General features: G+C 39.4%; 15 protein-coding genes. 6 read left to right on the forward strand and 9 right to left on the reverse strand.

Annotated elements, in window-relative coordinates; genetic code table 11:
* Position 1: 1 nt before the first annotated feature.
* The 7 genes from serA to NYP54_RS09215 form a co-directional block, all read right to left on the reverse strand.
* Positions 2-1,243 (reverse strand): phosphoglycerate dehydrogenase, encoded by a 1,242-nt coding sequence (gene serA, locus NYP54_RS09185; RefSeq protein WP_283156253.1) that lies wholly within the window; start codon positions 1,241-1,243, stop codon positions 2-4.
* The gene (locus NYP54_RS09190) at positions 1,243-2,076 is read right to left on the reverse strand and encodes a thymidylate synthase (protein WP_283156254.1); all 834 of its coding nucleotides are present in this window, start codon (positions 2,074-2,076) and stop codon (positions 1,243-1,245) included. Before NYP54_RS09190 ends, serA begins: the two co-directional genes overlap by 1 nt.
* Positions 2,060-2,878 (reverse strand): prolipoprotein diacylglyceryl transferase, encoded by an 819-nt coding sequence (gene lgt / locus NYP54_RS09195; RefSeq protein ID WP_283156255.1) that lies wholly within the window; start codon positions 2,876-2,878, stop codon positions 2,060-2,062. The genes NYP54_RS09190 and lgt overlap by 17 nt, the downstream gene beginning before the upstream one ends.
* A gap of 167 nt (positions 2,879-3,045) precedes the next feature.
* The gene (gene clpA, locus NYP54_RS09200; RefSeq protein WP_283156256.1) at positions 3,046-5,280 is read right to left on the reverse strand and encodes an ATP-dependent Clp protease ATP-binding subunit ClpA; all 2,235 of its coding nucleotides are present in this window, start codon (positions 5,278-5,280) and stop codon (positions 3,046-3,048) included.
* Between the two features lie 125 nt (positions 5,281-5,405).
* Positions 5,406-5,729, reverse strand: coding sequence for an ATP-dependent Clp protease adaptor ClpS (locus NYP54_RS09205; RefSeq protein WP_283156257.1), 324 nt, complete (start codon positions 5,727-5,729; stop codon positions 5,406-5,408).
* A gap of 414 nt (positions 5,730-6,143) precedes the next feature.
* Positions 6,144-7,064, reverse strand: coding sequence for an oxygen-dependent coproporphyrinogen oxidase (gene hemF / locus NYP54_RS09210; protein ID WP_283156258.1), 921 nt, complete (start codon positions 7,062-7,064; stop codon positions 6,144-6,146).
* Positions 7,058-7,699, reverse strand: a complete 642-nt coding sequence (locus NYP54_RS09215; RefSeq protein WP_283156259.1) for an alpha/beta fold hydrolase — start codon at positions 7,697-7,699, stop codon at positions 7,058-7,060. The genes hemF and NYP54_RS09215 overlap by 7 nt, the downstream gene beginning before the upstream one ends.
* Positions 7,700-7,937: 238 nt before the next feature.
* Between NYP54_RS09215 and NYP54_RS09220 the strand changes: the two genes are divergently transcribed.
* From NYP54_RS09220 to coq7, 3 genes are all read left to right on the forward strand, one after another.
* Complete coding sequence (locus NYP54_RS09220) at positions 7,938-9,128, forward strand: thioester reductase domain-containing protein (protein WP_283156260.1); 1,191 nt, start codon at positions 7,938-7,940, stop codon at positions 9,126-9,128.
* A gap of 50 nt (positions 9,129-9,178) precedes the next feature.
* On the forward strand, positions 9,179-10,057 hold the full coding sequence (locus tag NYP54_RS09225) for a LysR family transcriptional regulator (protein ID WP_283156261.1): 879 nt from the start codon (positions 9,179-9,181) through the stop codon (positions 10,055-10,057).
* A 265-nt stretch (positions 10,058-10,322) separates the two neighbouring features.
* Entirely contained in the window at positions 10,323-10,961 is a 639-nt protein-coding gene (gene coq7, locus NYP54_RS09230; RefSeq protein WP_349293386.1) for a 2-polyprenyl-3-methyl-6-methoxy-1,4-benzoquinone monooxygenase, read from the forward strand.
* A 28-nt stretch (positions 10,962-10,989) separates the two neighbouring features.
* Here coq7 and NYP54_RS09235 read toward each other — a convergent pair whose 3' ends face one another.
* Positions 10,990-12,684, reverse strand: coding sequence for a long-chain fatty acid--CoA ligase (locus NYP54_RS09235; RefSeq protein ID WP_117003002.1), 1,695 nt, complete (start codon positions 12,682-12,684; stop codon positions 10,990-10,992).
* A gap of 361 nt (positions 12,685-13,045) precedes the next feature.
* Here NYP54_RS09235 and NYP54_RS09240 point away from each other — a divergent pair, with 361 nt between their 5' ends.
* The 3 genes from NYP54_RS09240 (at position 13,046) to NYP54_RS09250 (ending at position 19,693) form a co-directional block, all read left to right on the forward strand.
* Positions 13,046-15,352: an acyl-CoA dehydrogenase gene (locus NYP54_RS09240; RefSeq protein WP_283156263.1), complete on the forward strand. Its 2,307-nt coding sequence runs from the start codon at positions 13,046-13,048 to the stop codon at positions 15,350-15,352.
* Between the two features lie 162 nt (positions 15,353-15,514).
* On the forward strand, positions 15,515-18,214 hold the full coding sequence (locus NYP54_RS09245; RefSeq protein ID WP_283156264.1) for an acyl-CoA-binding protein: 2,700 nt from the start codon (positions 15,515-15,517) through the stop codon (positions 18,212-18,214).
* A 288-nt stretch (positions 18,215-18,502) separates the two neighbouring features.
* Positions 18,503-19,693, forward strand: a complete 1,191-nt coding sequence (locus tag NYP54_RS09250; RefSeq protein WP_283156265.1) for an acetyl-CoA C-acyltransferase — start codon at positions 18,503-18,505, stop codon at positions 19,691-19,693.
* 33 nt (positions 19,694-19,726) lie between these two features.
* Here the strand turns inward: NYP54_RS09250 and NYP54_RS09255 are convergent, their stop codons facing one another.
* Positions 19,727-22,909, reverse strand: coding sequence for a hypothetical protein (locus NYP54_RS09255; protein ID WP_283156266.1), 3,183 nt, complete (start codon positions 22,907-22,909; stop codon positions 19,727-19,729).
* Positions 22,910-23,153: the final 244 nt, after the last annotated feature.

The following is a 23,153-nucleotide window of genomic DNA, read 5'->3' on the forward strand; positions in this document are numbered from 1 at the left end:
TTTAGAATAATACACGTGAGCGAATTGTGCCATCGATGGCTTTGAGCTTTTGTAGTAAGGCGCGTGAGGTTTCTTCGCTACTATTGATATCAATAACAACATAACCAATATTGGCAAGGGTTCGCAAAAATTGACCCTCGACGTTGATGTTATGATCAAAGAAAACACGGTTAATCGCACGCATCATTCCAGGTTTATTCTCATGGATATGCAAAATACGATGAACATTATCTTGTGTCGGTAGTGATAACTCAGGGAAGTTTACTGCTGAAATGGTTGAGCCATTGTCGCTATATTTTATGAGTTTATCCGCAACTTCAACGGCAATATTTTGTTGTGCCTCTAATGTGCTGCCACCAATGTGTGGTGTTAAGAATACATTATCAAGTCCGATAAGCTCACTTTCAAAAATCTCACCATTACTTGATGGCTCTTTTGGGAACACATCAATTGCCGCACCTTTTAGATGTTTGGTTTTGATCGCTTGTGCTAAAGCATGAATATCAACCACGCTCCCGCGTGAAGCATTGATCAACACACTACCTTTTTTCATAAGCTTGAGCTCTTTGGCAGTAATCATGTTTTTAGTGGCTGGGGTATCAGGTACGTGTAGCGTCACAATATCAGCTTCATCAAGAAGAGTTGCTAGATTAACGGACGCTGTGGCATTACCTAATGGCAATTTATTTTCAATATCATGGAAAATAACCTTCAAACCTAAGCTTTCAGCAAGGACGCTAACTTGTGAGCCAATGTGACCATAACCAATAATACCTAATGTTTTGCCACGCACCTCATGTGCACCACTGGCTGATTTAATCCAGTTTTGGCGATGCATCTGCATGTTTTTGTCAACAACATTGCGATAAAGCAAGATCATCTGACCAATTACGAGTTCAGCCACACTGCGTGTATTGGAAAAAGGGGCGTTAAAAACAGGGATTCCAAGGCTTTGCGCCGTTGCTAAATTCACCTGATTGGTGCCAATGCAAAAGCAACCGATGGCAATCAAATGCGGACAGGCTTTTAGGACAGTATCAGTTAGCTGGGTACGTGAACGCACACCAACGATTTTAACACTTTGTAAAGCCTCAATAAGGGCATCATCATCTAAGGCATGCGTTAGTGAGGTGATATTGCTATAACCTGCTTGGACAAAGGCGTTATGCGCTTGGGTATGCACGCCTTCAAGCAATAAAACTTTAATTGCACTGCGATCAAGAGAAGTGGTTTGTTCATTCATTAGACAGCTACCTGTGCTTTAATGGCTGGGTGACATTGATAATTAACGATTTCAAAGTCATCGAATTGATAATCAAAAACTGTTAGTGCCTTACGTTTGATCTGTAACGTTGGCAATGGCAGTGGTGTGCGTGTTAGCTGCTCATTAATCTGTTCGTGATGATTGCTATAAATATGACAATCACCTCCTGACCAGATAAAATCACCGACCTCAAGATCACACTCTTTGGCGACTATATGCGTTAACAGTGCATAAGAAGCAATGTTAAACGGCACACCTAAAAAGGCATCGGCTGAGCGTTGAGTGAGCATGCACGACAACTTGCCATCAGCAACATAAAACTGAAAAAGCGTGTGACAAGGGGGTAATGCCGCTTTGCCCATTCTGACATTATCCTGTGGCGAGATCGACTCATCAGGCAATACACTGGGATTCCAGCTATTAACGATAATTCGTCTTGAATCAGGGCGTGTTTTAATTAAGTTGACGGCTTCTTCGATTTGATCAATCACTTGACCGTCAGGTGTTTGCCAACTGCGCCATTGTTTGCCATAAATAGGACCCAAGCTCCCATCTTCAAGTGCCCAGTCATTCCAGATGCGCACGCCATTTTCGGCAAGATAATTATTGTTGGTGTCACCCTTTAAGAACCATAATAATTCGTGAATAACACTTTTAATATGAATTTTCTTGGTTGTAACTAATGGGAAGCCTTCGCTTAAATCAAAACGCATTTGATAGCCAAAAACGCTTTGTGTACCAGTGCCTGTGCGATCAGTCTTGGTGACACCATGTTCCTTGATGTGGCGCAAAAAATTAAGATATTGCTGCATTATTATCCTTTACCTTATCTTGTGTTTTTTGGGTAGTGATATATAACAAAATAATTAAGCCAACGACGATCATCGGGGTTGAAAGCAGTTGCCCCATAGTCATCCAGTTAAAGAGCATATAACCCATTTGTGGATCTGGCTGGCGGAAAAATTCAGCGATAAATCTAAATAAGCCGTACCATAATAAGAAGTTGGCAGAAACAAATAAGCGCGGGCGCTGTTTTCTTGAAATAAACCATAAGATTAAGAATAAGACAACACCTTCAAGCGCGAACTCTAAAAGTTGCGAAGGGTAGCGTGGCAGCGGTCCACCATTAGGAAACACCATACCAATTGATGAGTCGGTCACACGTCCCCATAACTCACCATTGATAAAATTACCTAAGCGGCCGGCACCTAAGCCGATTGGCACCATCGGCGCGATAAAGTCTAAGATATCAAAAACATTGCATTTATATTTGCGGCAAAATAATGAAATCGCAAGGATCACACCGATTAAGCCACCATGAAAAGCCATGCCACCATCCCAAACTTTAAAGATAATCCAAGGCGCATGAATAAAGTTACTAAAATCATAAAACAGCATATAACCAATGCGCCCACCGAGAATCACACCAAGGGCGGCGTAAAAAATCATATCAGAGACTTGAGCTTTGGTAATAGGGCTATAAGGTTTCTTGCAGCGAAGGCTTGATAAAAACCAAGCGCCAGCAAAGCCAACTAAATACATGATGCCATACCAGTGCACTTTTATCGGACCAAGTGATAAAGCAACCGGATCAATGTTTGGATAAATAAGCATTTGTCTTATTAATAGATCAAAAGTATAGGCATTATATACCGCTGACAAACCATTTTATAGTATTTCTGCCATTGAATTTATGAGCTTATTGAATAGTTTAAGCCATGCTGACATGGCTCTTGTTTTGATTGCTCGATTACGAAAAAATATGACTTATTTGGAGGTGATTAACTATATTTAAACACCAGCTTATCGTTTTTGACAGTGAGCTCAGCGCGACCGCCATTGGAAAGCTTACCAAAAAGGATTTCTTCAGCGAGTGGTTTTTTGATGGATTCCTGGATTAAGCGCGCCATTGGGCGTGCGCCCATTTTCTCATCATAACCATGCTCTGCTAACCAGTCTTTGGCTTTGTCATCAACCTCAAGAGAGACGCCGCGTTGATCAAGTTGTCCTTGCAGTTGTGCCAAGAATTTATCAACGACGGATTTAACATCTTCTTTAGATAGTGAAGCAAACTGAATAACAGCGTCTAAGCGGTTTCTAAACTCAGGTGTGAAGACACGCTTAAGTGCATCCATGCTATCAGGCGCGCTATCTTGTTTAGCAAAACCTATTGAATTTTTCTGTGACTCAAAAGCGCCCGCGTTTGTTGTCATAATTAAAATAATATTTCTAAAATCAGCCTTGCGCCCGTTGTTATCTGTTAATGTTCCGTGATCCATAACCTGTAGTAACAAGTTATAAATATCAGGATGCGCCTTTTCAATCTCATCTAGGAGTACAACGGCATAAGGATGTTTAGTTACTGCCTCAGTTAACAAACCACCTTCTTCATAGCCAACGTAACCAGGAGGTGAGCCGATTAAGCGCGATACGGTATGTCTTTCCATATACTCAGACATATCAAAGCGTAAAAGCTCAACACCGAGTAAGTTAGCAAGTTGTTGTGTTACTTCTGTTTTACCAACACCAGTGGGACCTGCAAACAAGAATGATCCCCAAGGTTTATTAGGGTCTCTTAATCCGGCTCTGGCTAATTTAATCGTATCAACCATAGCTTCAATCGCTTCATCTTGTCCATAGACCAACATTTTTAGATCTTTGCCAAGATTTGCCATTGAGCTTTTATCTGAGGCGGAAACCGTTTTAGCTGGAATTCTAGCTAAGCGTGCAACCATATTTTCAACATCAGTAACATTGATGAGTTTCTTCTTCTTAGCATTGCCACTAGTGCGTTGATAAGCACCAAGCTCATCAATAACATCAATCGCTTTATCGGGTAAAAAGCGCTCAGTAATATACTTGGCAGAGAGCTCAGCGGCAGCTTGTAATGCTGGCAAGGTATATTTGATATTGTGGTGATCCTCGAAATAAGGCTTTAAGCCTTTTAAAATTTCAAATGTTTGATCAATTGTAGGTTCTTCGACATCAACTTTTTGGAAGCGTCTGGCTAGTGCATGATCTTTCTCAAAAATCGTGCGATATTCTTGGTAAGTAGTCGATCCTACACATTTTAAATCACCGGAAGCAAGCGCGGGTTTAATTAAATTTGAGGCATCCATAACACCTCCGGATGCAGCCCCCGCACCAACAATCGTGTGGATTTCATCGATAAATAAAATCGCACCTTCTTCTTCTTGAAGCTGTTTTAAAACTTCTTTGAAGCGCTTCTCAAAATCGCCACGGTATTTAGTGCCTGCAAGTAATGTGCCCATGTCAAGCGAGTAGATAACGCCATTTGCTAATACATCAGGCACTTGCTTATCAACGATTTTCTTAGCTAAGCCTTCGGCAATAGCCGTTTTACCAACACCGGCTTCACCAACAAGTAAAGGATTATTTTTACGACGGCGACATAACACTTGAGTGACGCGTTCGATTTCATAATCCCGACCAATTAGGCGATCAATTTTTCCATCTTTAGCACGCTGGTTAAGATTAACCGCGTATAACTCAAGTGGCGTTTTTTCTTTTTGTTCTTCAGTTGGTGCATTAGAAATGGTTTGCTGAGTGTTTTGACTGGTGTTGTTATTGTTTGAAACACCATGTGAAAGGTAATTTACCACATCTAAGCGCGTAACATTTTGCTGCTTAAGAAAGCTCACTGCTTGACTATCTTGCTCACTGAAAATAGCAACCAATACATTCGAGCCTTGGACTTCACCGCGCCCTGAAGACTGTACATGAAACACCGCGCGCTGCAAAACACGCTGAAAGCCAAGCGTTGGCTGAGTATCTTTACCATCTTCGGTGATTTTTGGCGTGGATTGATCGATAAATGTATTTAAAACATTTTTAAGCTCAGGAAGGTTAGCTCCACACGCTTTTAATACTTTCTTTGCATCAGCATTATCGACCAACGCACTTAATAAGTGCTCAACAGTTAAATATTCATGTTTTAGGTCTCTTGCATGCTGAAATGCTTGATTTAATGTTTGTTCTAGTTCCTTACTTAGCATACGACACCTGCAATAGTTTTATAATCCTTACGTTTTATAATAGACGAATTACAGGCACAAAAAAACTCGAAACTACTAAATCGAGTTTTATTTTAAGAAAAAATTAGTCAGGACGAATAAATGCGTTATGCCTTACTCGTGATAAGCATGAGTGGATGCCCTGCTTTTTGTGCAATTTCCATTGCTTTGCAAGCCATTGTTTCAGCTAAGTCCTTAGCGTATTGGCCACAAAGTGCTCGGCCTTTGTAGTGGGCTTCCATTGTGACCTTCTCAGCCTTTTGAGCATGGAGTTTAAAAATGCTTTGCATTAGTTCAAGAACAAATTCCATGGGTGTAAAATCATCATTGAGAACATAGACGTTGCGCATTAGCGCACCACTTTGCTCAGTCATTGGCTGTTGAAAGGCGGTTTTTGTATGTTGAGTTAGTTCAATATCAAGATCTAACATGGTTAACTCCTTATGTTCAACAAAATCACCTGATTTGCATGTTGATGGATGGGTTAAATTTATCTTTATTCAATTATTTCTTTAATTTGTTTGCTATGCAATCAAGTGGGCTCTCGGATCAAAACGCAAAAAGAACTGATCGCGTTTTAACCGCTGGCAGTATTACAGCAAAAAGTTTTTGAAAATGCAAGTGAATCTCTGGTTAATGTGCAACCAATTTTTATTGCTGCCTGTAAAGGCTTATCTTTAGGTGGTTTTGATGTTTAATTATGAGTGCTTCACTATGCTGCAATGTGTCATTTAGAGAATTCACCAAAATTAAGTTGCACCAGCTAGTACCTATCCCCTTGCGGGAGAGGTCGTGCAGCTTAAGTTGCACGGGTGAGGGGTAAAACGCAACTTATTCTTGATTTATTACTTATTGGCTAACCAATCGCGAACCGGTAGAAAATTGCTATAGAGCTTCTCCTCTTGAGATCCAGCCTCCGGGTGATAGTTATAAACCCATTTAACCAAAGGCGGTAAAGACATCAAAATGGATTCAGTGCGTCCTGAGGATTGCAAACCAAAATGGGTGCCGCGATCAATCACAAGATTAAACTCAACATAGCGCCCACGGCGATAAAGCTGAAATTCGCGTTCACGTTCACCATAGGCAGTATCTTTGCGTTTATCCAAAATTGGTGCATAGGCTTTGATATAGTGATCCCCCACAGATTGGGTGAATAAGAAGCATTTTTCAAAATCCCAATCATTCAAATAATCAAAGAATAATCCGCCAATGCCGCGGCATTCCTGTCTGTGTGGCAAATAAAAATACTCATCACATTGTTTTTTATACGTGGCATAGGTGTCATCGCCAAAATCTTTACAAGCATTATATGCCATGGTATGCCAGTGGATGCAGTCTTCTTCAAAGCCGTAAAAAGGGGTTAAGTCAAAACCGCCACCAAACCACCAAAAAGGTGTTTGACCTTCTTTTTCAGCAATAAAAAAACGTACATTCATGTGTGAGGTTGGCGCGTAAGGATTTTGTGGATGAATAACTAATGACACACCCATTGCTTGAAAGGAAAATCCTGTCAATTCAGGTTTCATGGCTAAAATGGCTTTAGGCAACTCATTGCCCTCAATATGTGAAAAATTTACCCCACCTTTTTCAATGACATCACCATTTTCTAATACGCGTGTACGTCCGCCACCTTGACCATTTTGATATTGCCAATTGTCTTCCTGAAAACGCTTGCCGTCAATTTTTTCTAGTTTGGCGCAAATATCATCTTGTAATGCCAGTAGATAATTTTTTACGCGTGTAATGTCGTTTGTTGTTACCATGATTTGATCTCACTTTGATAATGTTGTTCAAGATGTTTTCTCAATTTCACCAGTTGCCCATGAAAGAAGTGTCCAACGTGGTTTAATCGAATAAATGTCGCATCCACTGTGGTTTTTTGGATAAAAAACTCACTGACTGCCGTGTAACTTACCACTTCATCATCAATGCCTTGGATAAGGCACCATGGCATTTTAGGCTCAGGCTGTTGCTCTAGTGGGAAGTTTACAACCGCAGGTGCGATGGTTAATAAAGAGTTAATACTGCTTTCATAATGTGCTGCTGCTTTATAAGCAATTGAACCGCCAAAAGAAAAGCCCGCTAGGATGATTTGCTGATTGGGTTTTCTCTCAAGGATATTATTAATCACAGATAATGTATCTTTAAGCTCACCGATGCCATCAGCATATTCGCCTTGACTTTGTCCAACGCCACGGTAGTTAAAGCGAACAGCCTCAATGCCAAGATTGTTAAATGCTTTGGCAATGGTGGTGATGACTTTGTTGTTCATTGTGCCTTGAAATAAAGGGTGTGGGTGGCAAATAACTGCAGTTATTGTAGGGTGAAGATTCTCTTTAGGTGTATCAACGACTGTTTCAATAACGCCCGACTCACCCTGAATAAAGAATTGTTGCATATTGAGTATGATATTTAAAAATGATTATATTGCGTTTGATTTTAACAAAGCATGTATACCCATCACAAACCATTTTACAGAATTTCTTGATTTGCACTGAGTTGTCATATTAGGGCTTGACCCGAATATCCATTATTACCAAGGAACTATTGTTTTAGGTACTTAAAGCATGCACTACTGGCAACAGCGCGTGTTTACTTCTACAATATGGTTTATATCTGATTGACATGGAGTTTCAATGTCCACTGAAATAAGACTAAACAGTAACCTGTTAATGGCATTAAGTGATATCGAGCGCTATATTCCTCCTGTGAGTATAAGCACACAAATGTTGCCAAAAGAATATGCTCACGTCCTTGTTACCGGTGCCAATGGTTACCTTGGTGTGCACTTAATTGATGAGTTGATGAGGCATACCAAGGCAGTGATTCATTGTGCGATTCGTGGCGATTCACACTCAGATGCTCAAGCAAAGCTTGATGTTAATCTTAAACGCTATGGATTTGATGCGCATATTGATCATCCACGGCTTAGAATAGTTATCGTTAATCTTGCTGAAACCAAGCTTGGCTTAAGTGATCAAGATTGGAAATCATTAAGTGAACAGCTTGATGCGATTTATCACAATGGTGCTTATGTTCACCATTTACAAAGCTATGAACGCATGGCGCCAACCAATGTCGGCAGCACGGCTGAGATTATTAAGTTAGCTTGCCATATTAAGCCAAAGCGTATTCACTTTATCTCAACAAAATATGCAGCGGTTAATTGTGTTTCAAGCATTGCGCGTGAAGGTATGCCACCAATTGCACCCATTCACCCTGATATAAGTTTTGGCTATACCGTCACTAAGTGGGCAGCGGAATGGTTGTTATGGAAGGCGCAAGAACGTGGTATTGCTGTTGATATTTATCGCTTAGGGCAAATTACTGGGCAGTCAACCACCGCAAAAAGCAATTATGAAAAGAATAATTTAACACGCTTTATTCTAGGCTGTATTGAGATGAGGGTGGCACCTGATCTACACTCGCAACATGAGATGATTCCGGTGGATCAAGTGGCACAAAGTATTATCGCTTTATCACAACTGCCGTATGCACAAGCCAATGGTTGGAATATTGTTAATAACGTACAGATAACCCATGCGGATATCTTTAAAGTTATCAATGACTTGGGTCATCCAGTTGAGATTATTGCCCTAGATCAATGGCGCAGTAAGCTAAGAGAAATTGCCAAAAGCAATCCGCTTTTTCCATTGATCGATTATTATGACAATGAGGAAACAATCCCTTTTATCACCACAGAAAATAGCAAAACGATGAGTGCTTTAAAGCGCTTGGGTGTTAATATTACCGAGGATTATCGTGCGCTATTTGCAAGGTATTTAGATTATTGGCAATCACTAGATTTCTCGAGTTTAAAGCATTAACTTGTTACTGTAAAAAGATTTCGATCGATATATGAATTAAAGGTATGTAAATGTTTCAAGGTGATTTTTCATTAGTACAGTTAGCGTCATTTTTGGCAGTTGCTAAACACATGAGTTTTACTAAGGCAGCTGACGCTTTGGGGATTACAAAATCTGCGATTAGTCAGAATATTAAACAATTGGAGTCATTGGCAAAGACCGATTTGCTAATACGTACAACACGCAAGGTTGAGCTCACGCGAGAAGGTCATAAGCTATTAATGCAATGTCAGCGCTTGGAAAGTGAATGGTTTGGCATCGGACAGTTGATTAATAGCTTTGATGAGCACCCAGAAGGCGTGCTGTGTATTAGTAGCAATTATTATTTCGTTGAGGAAAGTTTAGCGCCCATTATCAAGCGTTATTTACAGTTATATCCAAGTATGGAAGTTAAGCTGATTGTTGAGGAGCGTATGCCTGAGTTATATCAGGAAAACATCGATATTGTGTTTGGGGTTAACTGGACGCCACCGGATGATGTGGTTGCTTATCGTTTAAGTAGTACTGATTATGTTTTGTGTGCCTCATCTGAATATTTAGAGCGTAAAGGGTTACCTAAAAACATCGCGCAATTAGGATCACATGACTTTATAGCCCACAGTGGGCGTGATGCGATCATATTAGGTGATTCACAATTAAACGCACAGTGTCAGTCGCGCTTAAGTGTTAATAGCATTAGCTGCATGAAACGTTTTGCCATAGATGGGCTAGGTATTATCCAAGCGCATCGTTATATGCTCGTCGATGAGTTAAAAAGTGGCGCTTTAGTTGAGATTAAAATAGCGGATTTTACGTCACCTCAGGTCAATATCAATATGTACTATCAAAAACAGCAATATGTTCAGCCAAAGATTAAAACCTTTGTTGAACTGGTTAAGGAAATGATTTAGCTAAAATCAGCTAAAATATGCCGCTAGACTTTAAAATGTTTTGTGATGGGTATATACCCATCGTAAATCATTTCGCGGTGCTTAATGCTGAAGAAGTTTTTGATGATTTTGGGTGATTGGAGAGCAGGTAATAGCTAGGACTATTGGCAAAATTCAATCACTCAAAAGCGCGAGAAATTCAATAGCAAAAATACTGTAAAATGTTTTGTGATGGGTATAACATGCAGGGCATGGATTTTTCAATAAATAAAGAGTAACCATGTCAATGCGTCGTCATTCATTTTTAGACCAATGTTTAGGTGAGCTTCAACATTTTGTGAAATCTGTTGTTTTACCTGCAAAAAATCCAATGTCAGCAACGCCGGCACTTGACATGAATGAACCAGAACTTGACGCGACTGAGTCAAAACATGTGGCAGGACTCATGCGTGTTGATCACACTGGTGAGATCTGTGCGCAGGCGCTCTACCGAGGGCAGGCATTTGTCGCGAAAGAGCATGAAACACGTGCGCATTTACATCATGCGGCAGAGGAAGAATATAATCATTTGTCGTGGTGCGAAACGCGCTTAAATGATTTGGATGCGAAAAAGAGTTTACTTAATCCCGTATGGTATGTCGGCTCCTTTTCTATCGGTGCTGTCGCCGGACTGATTAGTGACAAAGTAAGCTATGGTTTTGTGATTGAAACTGAAAAACAGGTGATGCGCCATTTAGAAGCACATTTAAATGAATTACCTGCTCAGGATGAGAAATCACGTGTGATTTTGATGCAAATGTATAAAGATGAACAGTCACATGCCGATGAAGCAACCCTTGCCGGCGGTGTTGAATTTCCACTGTGGGCGAAGTTAATTATGAAAGCCCAGTCAAAGGTTATGACCACCTTGGCGTATCGTATTTAGAGCAGAGGATAGCCAAAGTACTAAACGATCAATGATGCTCTTTAGGATTTAAAATATATTTCTCTTTAAGTTCTTGTTTTAATACTTTACCTACGGGATTCTTAGGTAGTTCATCCAAGAACATAATGTCTTTTGGTGTTTTGTAATGCGCGAGACGCGTATAACAGAACTCGGTGATTTCTTTGGCAGTAACTGATTGGTTATCCTCAAGCACCACAAAGGCAAACGGTTTCTCACCACTTGAGTGCGATGGCGCGCCGACAACAGCAACATCTTTAACTGCGGGGATTTGTAAAATAGTATTTTCAATTTCTTTTGGAAAGACGTTAAAGCCAGAAACGATGAGCATATTTTTGGAGCGTCCTGAAATCGTTAAGCGACCCATATCATCCAAGAATCCAATGTCCCCTGTTTTAAGCCAGCCATCACCAGTAAAGTGCTCTTTGGTCACTTTGTCTAAGTGCCAAAAACCCGGAGATTGTTGCGGACCCTTGACCCAAATTTCACCATTTTCATTGGCAGGTAAATCATTACCTTGATCATCACGAATCGAGACATCCGTGCTAGGTAGCGGATAACCTACGGTGCCATTAAATACATCATCATCAAAACGATTAATGGTAACTGCAGGTGACATCTCAGATAGACCATATGCCTCGTGGATTGTCACCCCTGTTACTGCTTTCCAGTCATCCGCAATGCGTTTAACCGTCGACATGCCGCCACTTAATGTATATTTGAAGTGTGGGAAAGTTGATTGGCGGAAGGTGTCATTGTGTAAAAGGGCAGCATATAAAGTGTTAATACTGTTAAAAATAGTAAATGGCGTTTTTTGCATGGTTTTAACTAATGACTTAATATCACGTGGATTAGGGATAAGTATATGTTTAGAACCAGCAAGGTAGAAGGTGAAAAAATTAGCGGTCAGTGCAAAGATGTGATAGAGCGGTAGTGCGCCAATAAGTATTTGTTTATCCAGTTCGACTTGATTACCAATCCAAAGCCATACTTGTTGAATGTTAGCAACAATATTACGATGTAATAATATGGTACCTTTAGGCTTGCCGGTGGTGCCACTAGAGTATTGTAAACATGCCATATCATCACATGAAATTTTAACACTTGCTTCATCAAAACTACGGTGGTAGTGGAGAGCCGTGCTTAATTTATGAAACTGAGATTGATCGTGTTTGCTTTTCATGCCCTTAAGATAGGTTGCAACGAAATGAATAATCTGTTTTTTAGGGAAATCGTATAAGTCGACAAGATCTGTTGCAATCATGTGTCTAACCTGCGGTAAATCTTTCTTAGCCTCTTGCACTAAGTGGGCAAATGTGCTTAGCACAAAAATACCGGTGGCACCCGAGTCCTCCATAATTTCTTTGATTTCATGCGCGGTGTATAGTGGGTTGATGTTAACAAAACTTGCACCTATTTTTAGAATGCTGATGAGTACAATTGGAAATTGTAATAGGTTTGGAAGCATGATTGCGATTTTATCACCTTGCTTAAAACCGAGCTCATAATGCAGGAATGCCGCGACTTTATTGCTGTAATGATCAACTTGTTGATAGGTGATATCATGGTCATGGCAGGAAAGTGCCACGTTATTTGGAAATTTTAATGCCGCTTGCTTTAGCATTGAGGTTAATGTTTCAGTTGAAACTGGAATTTCGCTAGGGACGTCATTTGGGTAGTGTTTAATCCATGGTTTTTCTGACATAGTGTCTTCTCTCCGTTTTTATCAAAAGTCAAAAAAGCTAAATAAGTAAATATACCAAAAATAAGCTTAACCACATTCTAGACGTCTATCTTGCATGTTGTAAATAAATTCACTGCGAATTGCATTAATTATGTTGCTTTGCAATATTATTTGCATAATTTAGGGAATATTTTGGTTGCTGTCGCTTAATTTTTTACAAAATCGCTGTTATATTGCTAAATAATGAAGAAGGACTAACTGATTTAAGGAAGGCTTTGCTGCATTAGGAGAAGCATCATTATTGAGGATGTTTGCGGCAAAGAGTAGTTAGGGTTGACCTTTAGAGTGCTGGATTAAGTAAGTTAAGATTAAGGAAACGCGCATGATCAAGAAAATCTATAAATCAAGTAAAAAATCAATGCCACCTATTTCGGTAACTGAGCAAGTTGCCTTAGATGCAGGAGACTGTTGGTATGAAAAGCAAGTCTTCCAAGGTTTGCCAGACTTTAATGAATTGCATCGTTTGCAGAAGTTTCAGCTAAATGAAGAAGAACAATCTTTCTTAGAAAATGAAACCACTATGCTTTGCTCAATGATTGATGATTGGCAGGTGACACATGTTGATCGTGATCTACCGGTTGCTGTATGGGATTTTATTCGTGAAAAAGGTTTTTTTGGATTGGTCATTCGCAAGGAATATGGCGGTAAAGGATTCTCAGCTGCCGCACATTCTGAGATTGTGATGAAGATTGCAACAAAAAGTGTTTCGGCTGCAGTAACTGTGATGGTGCCTAACTCATTGGGTCCTGGTGAGTTATTGCATCACTATGGCACGGATGAGCAAAAAGATATGTTCTTGCCAAAATTAGCAGCAGGTATTGATATTCCTTGTTTTGCATTAACTGGACCCACGGCTGGTTCAGATGCCACCTCACTCCCAGATAAAGGCGTTGTTTGCAAGGGTGAGTATAATGGGCGTGAAGTTTTAGGCATACGCTTGGAGAATATCAATAAGCGTTATATTACCTTAGCACCTATTGCGACCTTGGTTGGTTTGGCATTTCAACTGCATGATCCTGATCAATTGTTAGGAGATATAGGTAAAGAGGGCATTACTTGTGCACTATTGCCGCATGATCACCCAGGACTTGAAATTGGCAATCGTGCCTATCCATTATCACAAGCTTTTATGAATGGCACCATTCGTGGCAAAGATTTATTTATCCCAATAGATTGGATTATTGGCGGGCAAAAGATGGCAGGTGAGGGCTGGCGTATGCTGGTTGAATGCTTATCGATTGGACGGGCGATATCACTACCTGCGTGTGGCACAGCCAATACGTTATTATCAAGTGTGATGACCTCAGCCTATAGTATGGTCAGAGAGCAATTTAAATCGCCAATTGGTTACTTTGAAGGTGTTGAAGAGAAGATTGCGCAAATGGGTGGTCTTGCCTATCTTGCCAATGCCACAAGACAGTTTACTGTGGCAGCGGTTGATGCGGGTATTAAGCCCTCAGTAGCATCAGCTATTTCTAAATATCACCTAACTGAAATGGGTCGAAATGTCCTTAATCATGCGATGGATATTCACGCAGGACGTGCTGTGATTATGGGACCCAATAATTATTTAGCAAGAGGCTATCAAGCGACACCCGTTGGCATCACGGTTGAGGGTGCTAATATCATGACGCGCAATTTGATGATCTTTGGACAGGGTGCGATGCGTTGTCATCCATATGTGCGTGATGAGTCTGAGAGCTTGATGAATAAAGATGAGAAAGAAGGTTTTGAGCAATTCTCGAAATTGATGAAAAAGCACATCAGTTACATGATTAAAAATACAGCGCGCACCTTCTGGTATGGCATTACTTGTGGTGCGACAGCAAAAGGTTATTCATCTAAGTTCAATAAATATTACAAGCGCATTACCCGTTTAAGTACGGTATATGCCTGTGTCAATGATATTGCACTGGTAACTTTAGGTGGCGCACTTAAACGTAAAGAGCGTTTATCGGCGCGTTTAGGTGATGTGATGAGTTACTTATATATGGCGTGTGCGGTATTGAAATATTATAAAGATAATGGCGAGGTTGCCGCTGATGATGTATTTGTTAGCTGGAGCTTGCAGCATTGTCTATATGAAGCGCAAAATGCATTGTATGAGATTTTTGCTAACTTTCCGAATAAGGCGTTGGCAGGCACGTTACGTTTCATGGCGTTTCCTTATGGTAAGCCATTTAAAAAGCCAGATGATCGTTTGGATCATAAACTGGCGCAAGCGTTATTGAAAGACGAGAAAACACGTCAACGTATGAAATCAATGTGTTATGTGCCTGAGGATGACAAGGATCCGGTGGGGCGTGTTGAGCTTGCTTATCAAGCAGTACTTGCTGCAATTCCTGTGCAAAAGAAAATCAAAGAGGCGATTAAAGCCGGCACGATACCAAAAGCCAGTTGGAGTAATTCGATTGATAAGGCGCGTCAGCATAATGTTATTAGTGATGATGAGGTGACGTTACTTAAAGATGTGATGAAGCGCGTTAATGACGTGATTCAAACGGATGAGTTTTCACCTTATGCCTTGGGGCCTAAAAATGCGCATCCAGAGTGGCGTGAAGCCTATGAAGCAATGCATAAGATGTCCGATAAATCTGAAAAATTAAAGACAACAGCTGAGAGCATATAATAGTTTATGGGTAATAATGGATATTCGGGTCAAGCCCGAATATGACGACTCATTGTCATTCTCGGACTTGATCCGAGAATTCAAAGGACACCTGATAATATTTGCAAAGCTACTTGAAAGACATATAAAAGATAAGAAAGTCAAAATAAGGAGACCTTTTAGATGAGTGAACTGGAGCAACTAAGCGAGTTAGAGCAGAAGTTTAACGAAATGGTGCAAGCAGTACGCGATGCAACGATTGATTTCAAACCCGATAATAACCAAAAACTAAAGCTATATGCTTTTTTCAAGCAAGCAACGGTTGGTGATGTTGAAGGTAAATGTCCATCGGTTTTAAAAATGGTCGAACGTGCTAAATGGATGGCATGGGACTCTATCAAAGGGCAATCGAAAGATCAGGCAATGCGTGGTTATTTGGCAGTTTTTGGACATGAGTTTACTGAATCTGAAGCGCCTAAGCCTAAAGCTCATGTCCAATCGGCGGCTAAGTCTGAACCATCACAACGCCAACATGTAGGCATTGAAAAAGTTGCAATTCTTGGCGCTGGTGTGATGGGTGCGCAAATTGCCGCACATTTCGCTAATGCACGCATTCCTGTAGTGCTTTTTGATTTGAAAGCAAAAGAAGGTGCGCCAAATGCGCTAATTGATGGCGCGTTACAAAAGCTTGCTAAACTCAATCCAAAACCTTTTGGTTCAGCGCAAGCGGTCAATTATATTACTGCGGCGAATTATGAAGATAATCTTGAGCTGTTAAAAGACTGTGATTTAATTATTGAGGCTATTGCTGAGCGTATGGATTGGAAAAAAGATCTGTATCACAACATCGCACCACACGTGGCAAAACATGCGATTATCGCATCCAATACTTCAGGTTTAAGCATTGAGTCATTAACTGAAAGTTTGCCAACGCACTTACATGCACATTTTTGTGGTGTGCATTTCTTTAATCCACCGCGTTATATGCCTTTGGTTGAACTTATCGCACATGATGGGACTCAACCAGAAGTGTTAGATCAGCTGGAAACTTTCTTGGTACAAAAATTGGGTAAAAGCATTATTCGTGCCAAAGATACACCAAACTTTATTGCCAATCGCTTAGGCGTTTTCTCAATGTTGGCAACGTGCTATTACACTGAGAAATTTAATATTCCACTGGAAGTTGTCGATGGCTTAACCGGTAAGAAGCTTGGACGTGCTAAAAGTGCTACTTATCGCACGGCAGATGTGGTGGGCTTGGATACTTTTGCCCATGTTGTTGATACGATGAAAAACTCGCTCACAGATGGTTGGGAGAAAGTCTATCAATTACCCAACTGGATCCATGCATTAATCGAGCAAGGTGCCTTTGGACAAAAGACAAAAAAAGGTCTTTATGTTAAAGAGAAAGACGGTCTTAAAGTACTTGATCTGCAAAGCCAAACTTATCGATTATCTGATCAGAAACCTGATAAAGCAGTCACTGAAATTCTAGGTGAAAAAGACTGGTCAGTGAAGTTGGAAAAATTAAAAAATATGGATCATCCGCAAGCGCAATTTTTATGGTCGTGCTTTAGAGATAGCTTTCACTATGCTGCATGTTTAGTCGGTGATATTTCTAATTATCCAAAAGATATGGATTTGGCGATTCGTTGGGGCTTTGGCTGGAAAGAAGGGATTTTTGAAACATGGCAACAAGCTGGTTGGCAGCAAGTAACACGCTGGATTGATGAAGATATCAAAGCCGGAAAAACGCTTTCAAGTAAGGCGCTTCCGCAATGGGTGTATGCGCTTAAAGAAGGTGTTTATGGTGATAATAAATCCTTTAGTTTCACGGATAATGCCCTCGTTACTCGTCAAGAATTACCTGTATACAAACGCCAACTACACAAAGATTATGTATTAGGTGAGCGTAGCACAATGCCAAGTGTAACCTTGTATGAAAATGAAGGTGTGCGCTTATGGAGTGTTGATGAAGAGATTGGTATTTTAAGCTTTAAGAGCAAGATGTGTTCGATTGGTGATGCGGTGTTAGCAGGTATCTCTGAGGCGATTAAGGTCGCTGAAAGCAAACTTAAAGGGATGGTCATCTGGCAAGAGCAGGATATCTTCTCGGCAGGTGCGAATCTTGAAGAGTTCGGTTTTAAATTCATGATGCATGGTAAAGAAGCTGTTTATGAGGTCATTCAAAAAGGGCATCAAGTGATCACCCAAGAGCTTCGTTATAGCAAAATCCCTGTGGTTGCAGCGGTTAAGGGCTTTGCCTTTGGTGGAGGTTGTGAAACATTAATGCATTGTGATGCCGTGGTTGCCGCGCACGAGAGCTATATCGGTCTTGTTGAAGCAGGTGTTGGTATTATCCCTGGTTGGGGTGGTTCAAAAGAGATGGCAAAACGTGCCTCTACTGCGCAAGACCCGTGGAAAGACTTTGAGAAGCGCTATAAGAATCTGGCGATGGCGCAAGTGGCAACAAGTGCCTATGAAGCCATTGAGATGGGTTTCTTACGTGAGAGTGATACCGTAGTGATGAATAGCAAAGAAATCCTAAGTGTTGCCATGGAAAAAGCACGATTCTTAGCATACTCTAGCTATCAGCCACCATTAAAGCAAAAAATCAAAGTCTTCGGTGAGGCAGGTATTGCGACCGTTAAAGGGCTTTTGGTTAATATGCGTGATGGCAATCAAATCTCAGCACATGACTACAAGATTGCGACAAATTTAGCGGATGCTATGTGTGGTGGTGAGATTGAGAAGGATACCTATGTTTCAGAAGATTGGCTACTAAAGCGCGAACTTGAGAACTTTGTTGAGTTAGCGCTTTCTGAGAAAAGTGCGGCAAGAATGCAGCATATGTTAGAAACGGGTAAGCCATTAAGAAATTAAACTAAGTGGCTGGAGTTACACACTTTAAAAAAATTATGATTTTATAAACACCCCGTCAGCCTACGGCTGCTACCCCTCTTGCAAAGAGGGGAATTAGGCAGCGATGATTTTATATTCCCCTCTTTGCAAGAGGGGTGCCGAGTTTGCGAGGCGGGGTGTTGAAATAGAGAAAGTCCGTAACTCTAGTAAATGAAATTATCTAATTATTGGAATTGGTAATATTAAAATAGACTTCGTTAACCTGAGTTTTCTCGTTTTCGAGGTGTGAAAATAAGGAGTTTTTAGAAAATGACTGAACAAGCGGTATATATTGTTGCAGCGAAAAGATCAGCTGTTACTAAGGGCAAACGTGGTGGTTTTGCCAAGAAGCGTCCGGATGATTTGTTAGCGGATATTTTAAAAGAAACCGTTAAAGAATCAGGTGTAAACCCTGAGGATATCGGTGATATCGTCATAGGCTGCGCCATGCCTGAGGGTGAGCAAGGCATGAATGTCGCACGTATCTCAACACTCTTGGCAGGGTTGCCTGATTCGATACCTGCTTTTACCATTAATCGCTATTGCAGCTCAGGGCTTCAATCAATTGCGATTGCCGCTAATGAAATTGCTAAAGGCAATATGGAAGTGGCAGTTGCCGGTGGGATTGAGTCGATGAGTATGATCCCATTTGGCGGACACAATATCTCATTTAGTAGTGAGATTTTTACTAAAGATGAAAATGTCGCGATTGCTTATGGTATGGGAATTACTGCTGAGAACGTTGCCAAAGATTGGAATATCACACGTCAAATGCAGGATGAGTTTTCATTAAAGAGTCATCAAAAAGCAACGCATGCGATTGAAAATGGCTATTTCAATGATGAGATTATCCCCGTTAAGGTACATCATCGTAAGCCTGATGAAGCGAAAGCCGAGATCATCGACAATGAGAAAACGATTAAGATCGATGAAGGTGCGCGTAAAGACACATCGATTGAGGCGCTAGCTAAACTTAAACCCGTGTTTGCAACGGGTGGTTCAGTCACCGCGGGTAATAGCTCACAAGTCTCTGATGGTGCTGGTGCTGTGGTATTAGTCAGTGAGTCTTATTTGAAAAAACATAATCTGACACCACTTGGGAAATTCCTAGGATTTGCAGTAGCTGGTGTGCCAGCGCGCATTATGGGGATTGGTCCAATTAAGGCGATTCCAAAAGTGCTTGAGCAAACGAATTTAAAACTAGAAGATATCGATTGGTTTGAGTTAAACGAGGCGTTTGCCGCGCAATCTTTAGCGGTGATTAATGAATTAAAGCTTGACGAGACGAAAGTAAACCCTTGTGGTGGGGCAATTGCTTTGGGACATCCGTTAGGTGCCACAGGTACGGTGCTGACAGTTAAAGCCCTGCATGGCTTAAGAAGAACCGGCAAGAAATACGGCATGATCACCATGTGTATAGGTACGGGCATGGGCGCTGCTGGTATTATTGAGGCGTGTTGAAAGAGAAGTAAACAGTCTCTGTGCGGAGACTGTTTACTTCTCCCTTTGAAGGGATGATGTGTCCTGCTTTTGCTCATCATGAAATGCTTTTAATACATTATTAGGCTTACCTTGATCTTGCGCTAATACATCTAATGCATTTGTGAATGCACTGTTATTATCGCCTTGATAATCAATTTTAATATTCTTGTGATGGTATAATGTCTTCAAGGCTTCTGCGTATTCCTTCTCGCTTAGATTAGGAATTTTTTTGAAGGTAATGTGTATTGTTTTATCAGATTGAACTTTTCGTTGCTCATTTATTAGTTTTGATAGAGTTTCAATAAACTGACCAAAGGAAATTTGTTGACTCTCCAAAGTGATGGCATTTGTTGTTTTATTTTGAGATAAGGTAAATTTACTGTTCTCTCTTGTAAAATCAATCTGCTGTTTTGTTATGCACTCATTTAAGTCAGTTGTATTATCTTTAACTGCAGTTGTTGCACCAATAGCTTTAATAAGTTCAAGAATATTATCCCAATCAATAAATTTCTTGCTACCATTTTGTTGATGAGTGCTTTTATCGGTACCATCAGTAGCTTGCGCTATGGCATTTCGAGTAATAGTGGGAGATAGTATTTCGACAGAATATTGTTCTATCTTCAAACTTTTATCTAGATTGGAATCCTGTTTTGAATTTGATAGCAAACTGAATTTTTCTTTGCCAACAATCAGTTTGTTGGTTCTTACAACCTGTTCACTAATATTATCGATTTCAAGATCTTTCTTATCTTTAGGGTTAAGGTTGTCGTTCTGTTTAGAGATATTTTCACTGACTCTATTATTAATAACCTCGTATATGCTACCCTCAGCCACTTGTAATTGCGTGAATTCATTATTGAGCTTTTTTTGTAGCTGCTTAATTAAATCATTTTTTTCTGCAATGTCTTTTTCAAGCTTGGAAATAGTCTCTTTATCAAGATGCTGCTGCTCCTTGAATTCATCGTTAGTTTTGTTAAGCGCTACTATTTTTTCGTTGTATTCTTGTTCCAGCTGCTCATTACTTTCAGTGAGTTCAGTAACTTTGAGTTTTAATGAATTAATTTCATTATTATTTTTTGTAATAGAAGTATTTCTGTCTTCAATTTCTTTTTCTAGATTACTTATATTTTTTGTCAGTTTTTCTTGCTCTTGTACCGTCTGTTCATCCTGGCTTTTCAAGTCGTTAATCTGTTTTTCTTTTTCTTTGAGCGTATTCTTGAATTCTTCAATATTTTGTTCAATTTGCTTTTGTAAATTGAGTTGCGCTTGCTCATTGGTGTTTATGGTTTCTTTGAATTTATTAATTATTGTGTTTGAATTTTCAATGTTTTGCCTATTTTCATTAAGCGTGTTATTAAGCTGCTCTTTTTCCTTGATAAGGGTTTCGAGATTTTCTGTTTTAGACTTAAGATCACTTTTAATGCTAGATACTTGGTTAGTTAATTCATTAACTTTTTTGCTTGCGTCATTAAGTTCTTGGTTTTTCGTTAGGATGTTATTTTTAAGCGTGGAAATTAGTTCTTGATCATTGTTTTGTTGTGTTTTTAACTCGTTGATGTCTTTGTTAAGTACATCTATTTGTTCAATAAGTGCTTTTTGCTTTAACTCTAAGTCTTGCTCTAGGGTGTTTTTCTCCTCAATTTGTTTTTGTAAATTAAGTCGCGTTTGCTCATAAGTATTTGTGATTTCTTTGAGTTGTGTTTCTAGATTACTTATATTTTTTGTCAGTTTTTCTTGCTCTTGTACCGTCTGTTCAGCCTGATTTTTCAAGTCGTTAATCTGTTTTTCTTTTTCTTTGAGCGTATTCTTGAATTCTTCAATATTTTGTTCAATTTCCTTAGTGTTCGCATCAAGTTGATTCTGTAATGCTTGTCTTTCTGATTCAAATTCCTTTTTAAAGTTTTCAAATTCCAATTTCTTTTGCTCATAAGCATTCGTGGTTTCTTTGAGTTGTTGCTGTAATTTTTCAATATTATCTTTATTGCTATTTGCAGCTTCTTCAAACTTAAGCTTATCCTTATTTAGGTGCTCTTTTTCCTTGATAAGGGTTTGGATATTTTCTGTCTTAGACTTAAGCTCATTTTCAATGCTCGATACCTTGTTAGTTAATACATTAAAGTTTTCTTTGGCCTCATTAAGTTCTTGGTCTCTCGTTAGAATATCATTTTTAAGCTTGGAAATACTCTCTTTATCAAGATTTTGTTGCGCCTTTAATTCATCATTAGCTTTGTGAAGACTGCTGAGTTTCTCGTTATATTTTTCTTTCTTGATTGAATTATGTTGATTCAGTTGTTTTAGTTCATCATTTAGTGAGTTAATGTGCTTGTTTTTTTCTTCAACTTGTTTTTGTAGCTCCTCAACCTTGTTATAATCATCATCTGACTTTAAGACATCTGCCAGAGTGATCTCTTTGGTTGGTTTGGTTTCTGTGAGCTGTTTGATTTGATCATTCGCTTTTATTAACTGCTCAGACAGAATATCAATTTGATTCTTGAGTTCTGAAGGATTATCTATGTCTGCAGAAGGCATTTCAATATGATTAACTTGATTTTGCAGTTGCTTCAGTTGAGTATTCTCATTATGCAAATCTGTTAATTGTTTCTTCTGACTATCCAACTGGTGTAGTAAATTATTTGAGTTATGTGTTTTGTCTTTATTTTCATTTAATAACTTTTCATTGCTTTGGTTTAACAGTGTGATTTTATCCTGAAGCTCTTTAATTAAAATAGTTTGTTTATTATTTTCAATACCCTTTGTTTTAACTTCGTGCTCTAGATTGTTTATGTTGGAGTCTTTCTCTTCAAATATTTTGTTATAGAAAGCTTCTTTATCAAAGGATTTTATTTGAAATTGATTTTCAATAGCTGTTAATTGCTCTTGAAGTTCGCGATTCTTATCTAAAAGTTTGCCATTCTCATCTGAGTATTCTTGAGTTGCTATACGATAGTTTTCATCGAGTTGTTGAAGTTTTAACAACAATTCATCGATTTGTTGCCCTTTAAATAATAGTTCGCTATTTAGTTGTGAGATGATGCTTTGATGTTCATCTTCACGTTCTGTGATGACTTGTTCTAATTTGACATTATTTCTCATTAATTCATTTTTTTGATTTTTCAATATGTTATTTTCTTCTATGAAATGATCATTTTCTTGTTGTAACTCTAAATTTAACTGTTCTGTAGTTTTGTTAGGCATACTTATGCTCCCTTAAATCATCACAAATACTAATGCCTAATATTATTAGGAATACTGTTTAAGTTCGATGCTACCGCTATCATTCAGACAATTTGATGAGAATGTAAAAAAATTATCTGATGTTTGTATTTCCTTGTTTATCAAAACTTAGGTGGGTCAATAACAAATTGACCCTAACGTTGACATGATTATACTCGTCGAATTTCATCTGTATTTGACAGGCAATAAATTAAAGGCTTTAGCG

This window comes from Cysteiniphilum sp. QT6929 (assembly GCF_030035755.1).
Lineage (GTDB): Bacteria > Pseudomonadota > Gammaproteobacteria > Francisellales > Francisellaceae > Caedibacter > Caedibacter litoralis.

Coding starts and splice junctions, on each gene's coding strand:
- serA (WP_283156253.1), bottom strand. CDS start 1,243: ATGAATGAACAAACCACTTCTCTTGATCGCAGTGCAATTAAAGTTTTA.
- NYP54_RS09190 (WP_283156254.1), bottom strand. CDS start 2,076: ATGCAGCAATATCTTAATTTTTTGCGCCACATCAAGGAACATGGTGTC.
- lgt (WP_283156255.1), bottom strand. CDS start 2,878: ATGCTTATTTATCCAAACATTGATCCGGTTGCTTTATCACTTGGTCCG.
- clpA (WP_283156256.1), bottom strand. CDS start 5,280: ATGCTAAGTAAGGAACTAGAACAAACATTAAATCAAGCATTTCAGCAT.
- NYP54_RS09205 (WP_283156257.1), bottom strand. CDS start 5,729: ATGTTAGATCTTGATATTGAACTAACTCAACATACAAAAACCGCCTTT.
- hemF (WP_283156258.1), bottom strand. CDS start 7,064: ATGGTAACAACAAACGACATTACACGCGTAAAAAATTATCTACTGGCA.
- NYP54_RS09215 (WP_283156259.1), bottom strand. CDS start 7,699: ATGCAACAATTCTTTATTCAGGGTGAGTCGGGCGTTATTGAAACAGTC.
- NYP54_RS09220 (WP_283156260.1), top strand. CDS start 7,938: ATGTCCACTGAAATAAGACTAAACAGTAACCTGTTAATGGCATTAAGT.
- NYP54_RS09225 (WP_283156261.1), top strand. CDS start 9,179: ATGTTTCAAGGTGATTTTTCATTAGTACAGTTAGCGTCATTTTTGGCA.
- coq7 (WP_349293386.1), top strand. CDS start 10,323: ATGCGTCGTCATTCATTTTTAGACCAATGTTTAGGTGAGCTTCAACAT.
- NYP54_RS09235 (WP_117003002.1), bottom strand. CDS start 12,684: ATGTCAGAAAAACCATGGATTAAACACTACCCAAATGACGTCCCTAGC.
- NYP54_RS09240 (WP_283156263.1), top strand. CDS start 13,046: ATGATCAAGAAAATCTATAAATCAAGTAAAAAATCAATGCCACCTATT.
- NYP54_RS09245 (WP_283156264.1), top strand. CDS start 15,515: ATGAGTGAACTGGAGCAACTAAGCGAGTTAGAGCAGAAGTTTAACGAA.
- NYP54_RS09250 (WP_283156265.1), top strand. CDS start 18,503: ATGACTGAACAAGCGGTATATATTGTTGCAGCGAAAAGATCAGCTGTT.
- NYP54_RS09255 (WP_283156266.1), bottom strand. CDS start 22,909: ATGCCTAACAAAACTACAGAACAGTTAAATTTAGAGTTACAACAAGAA.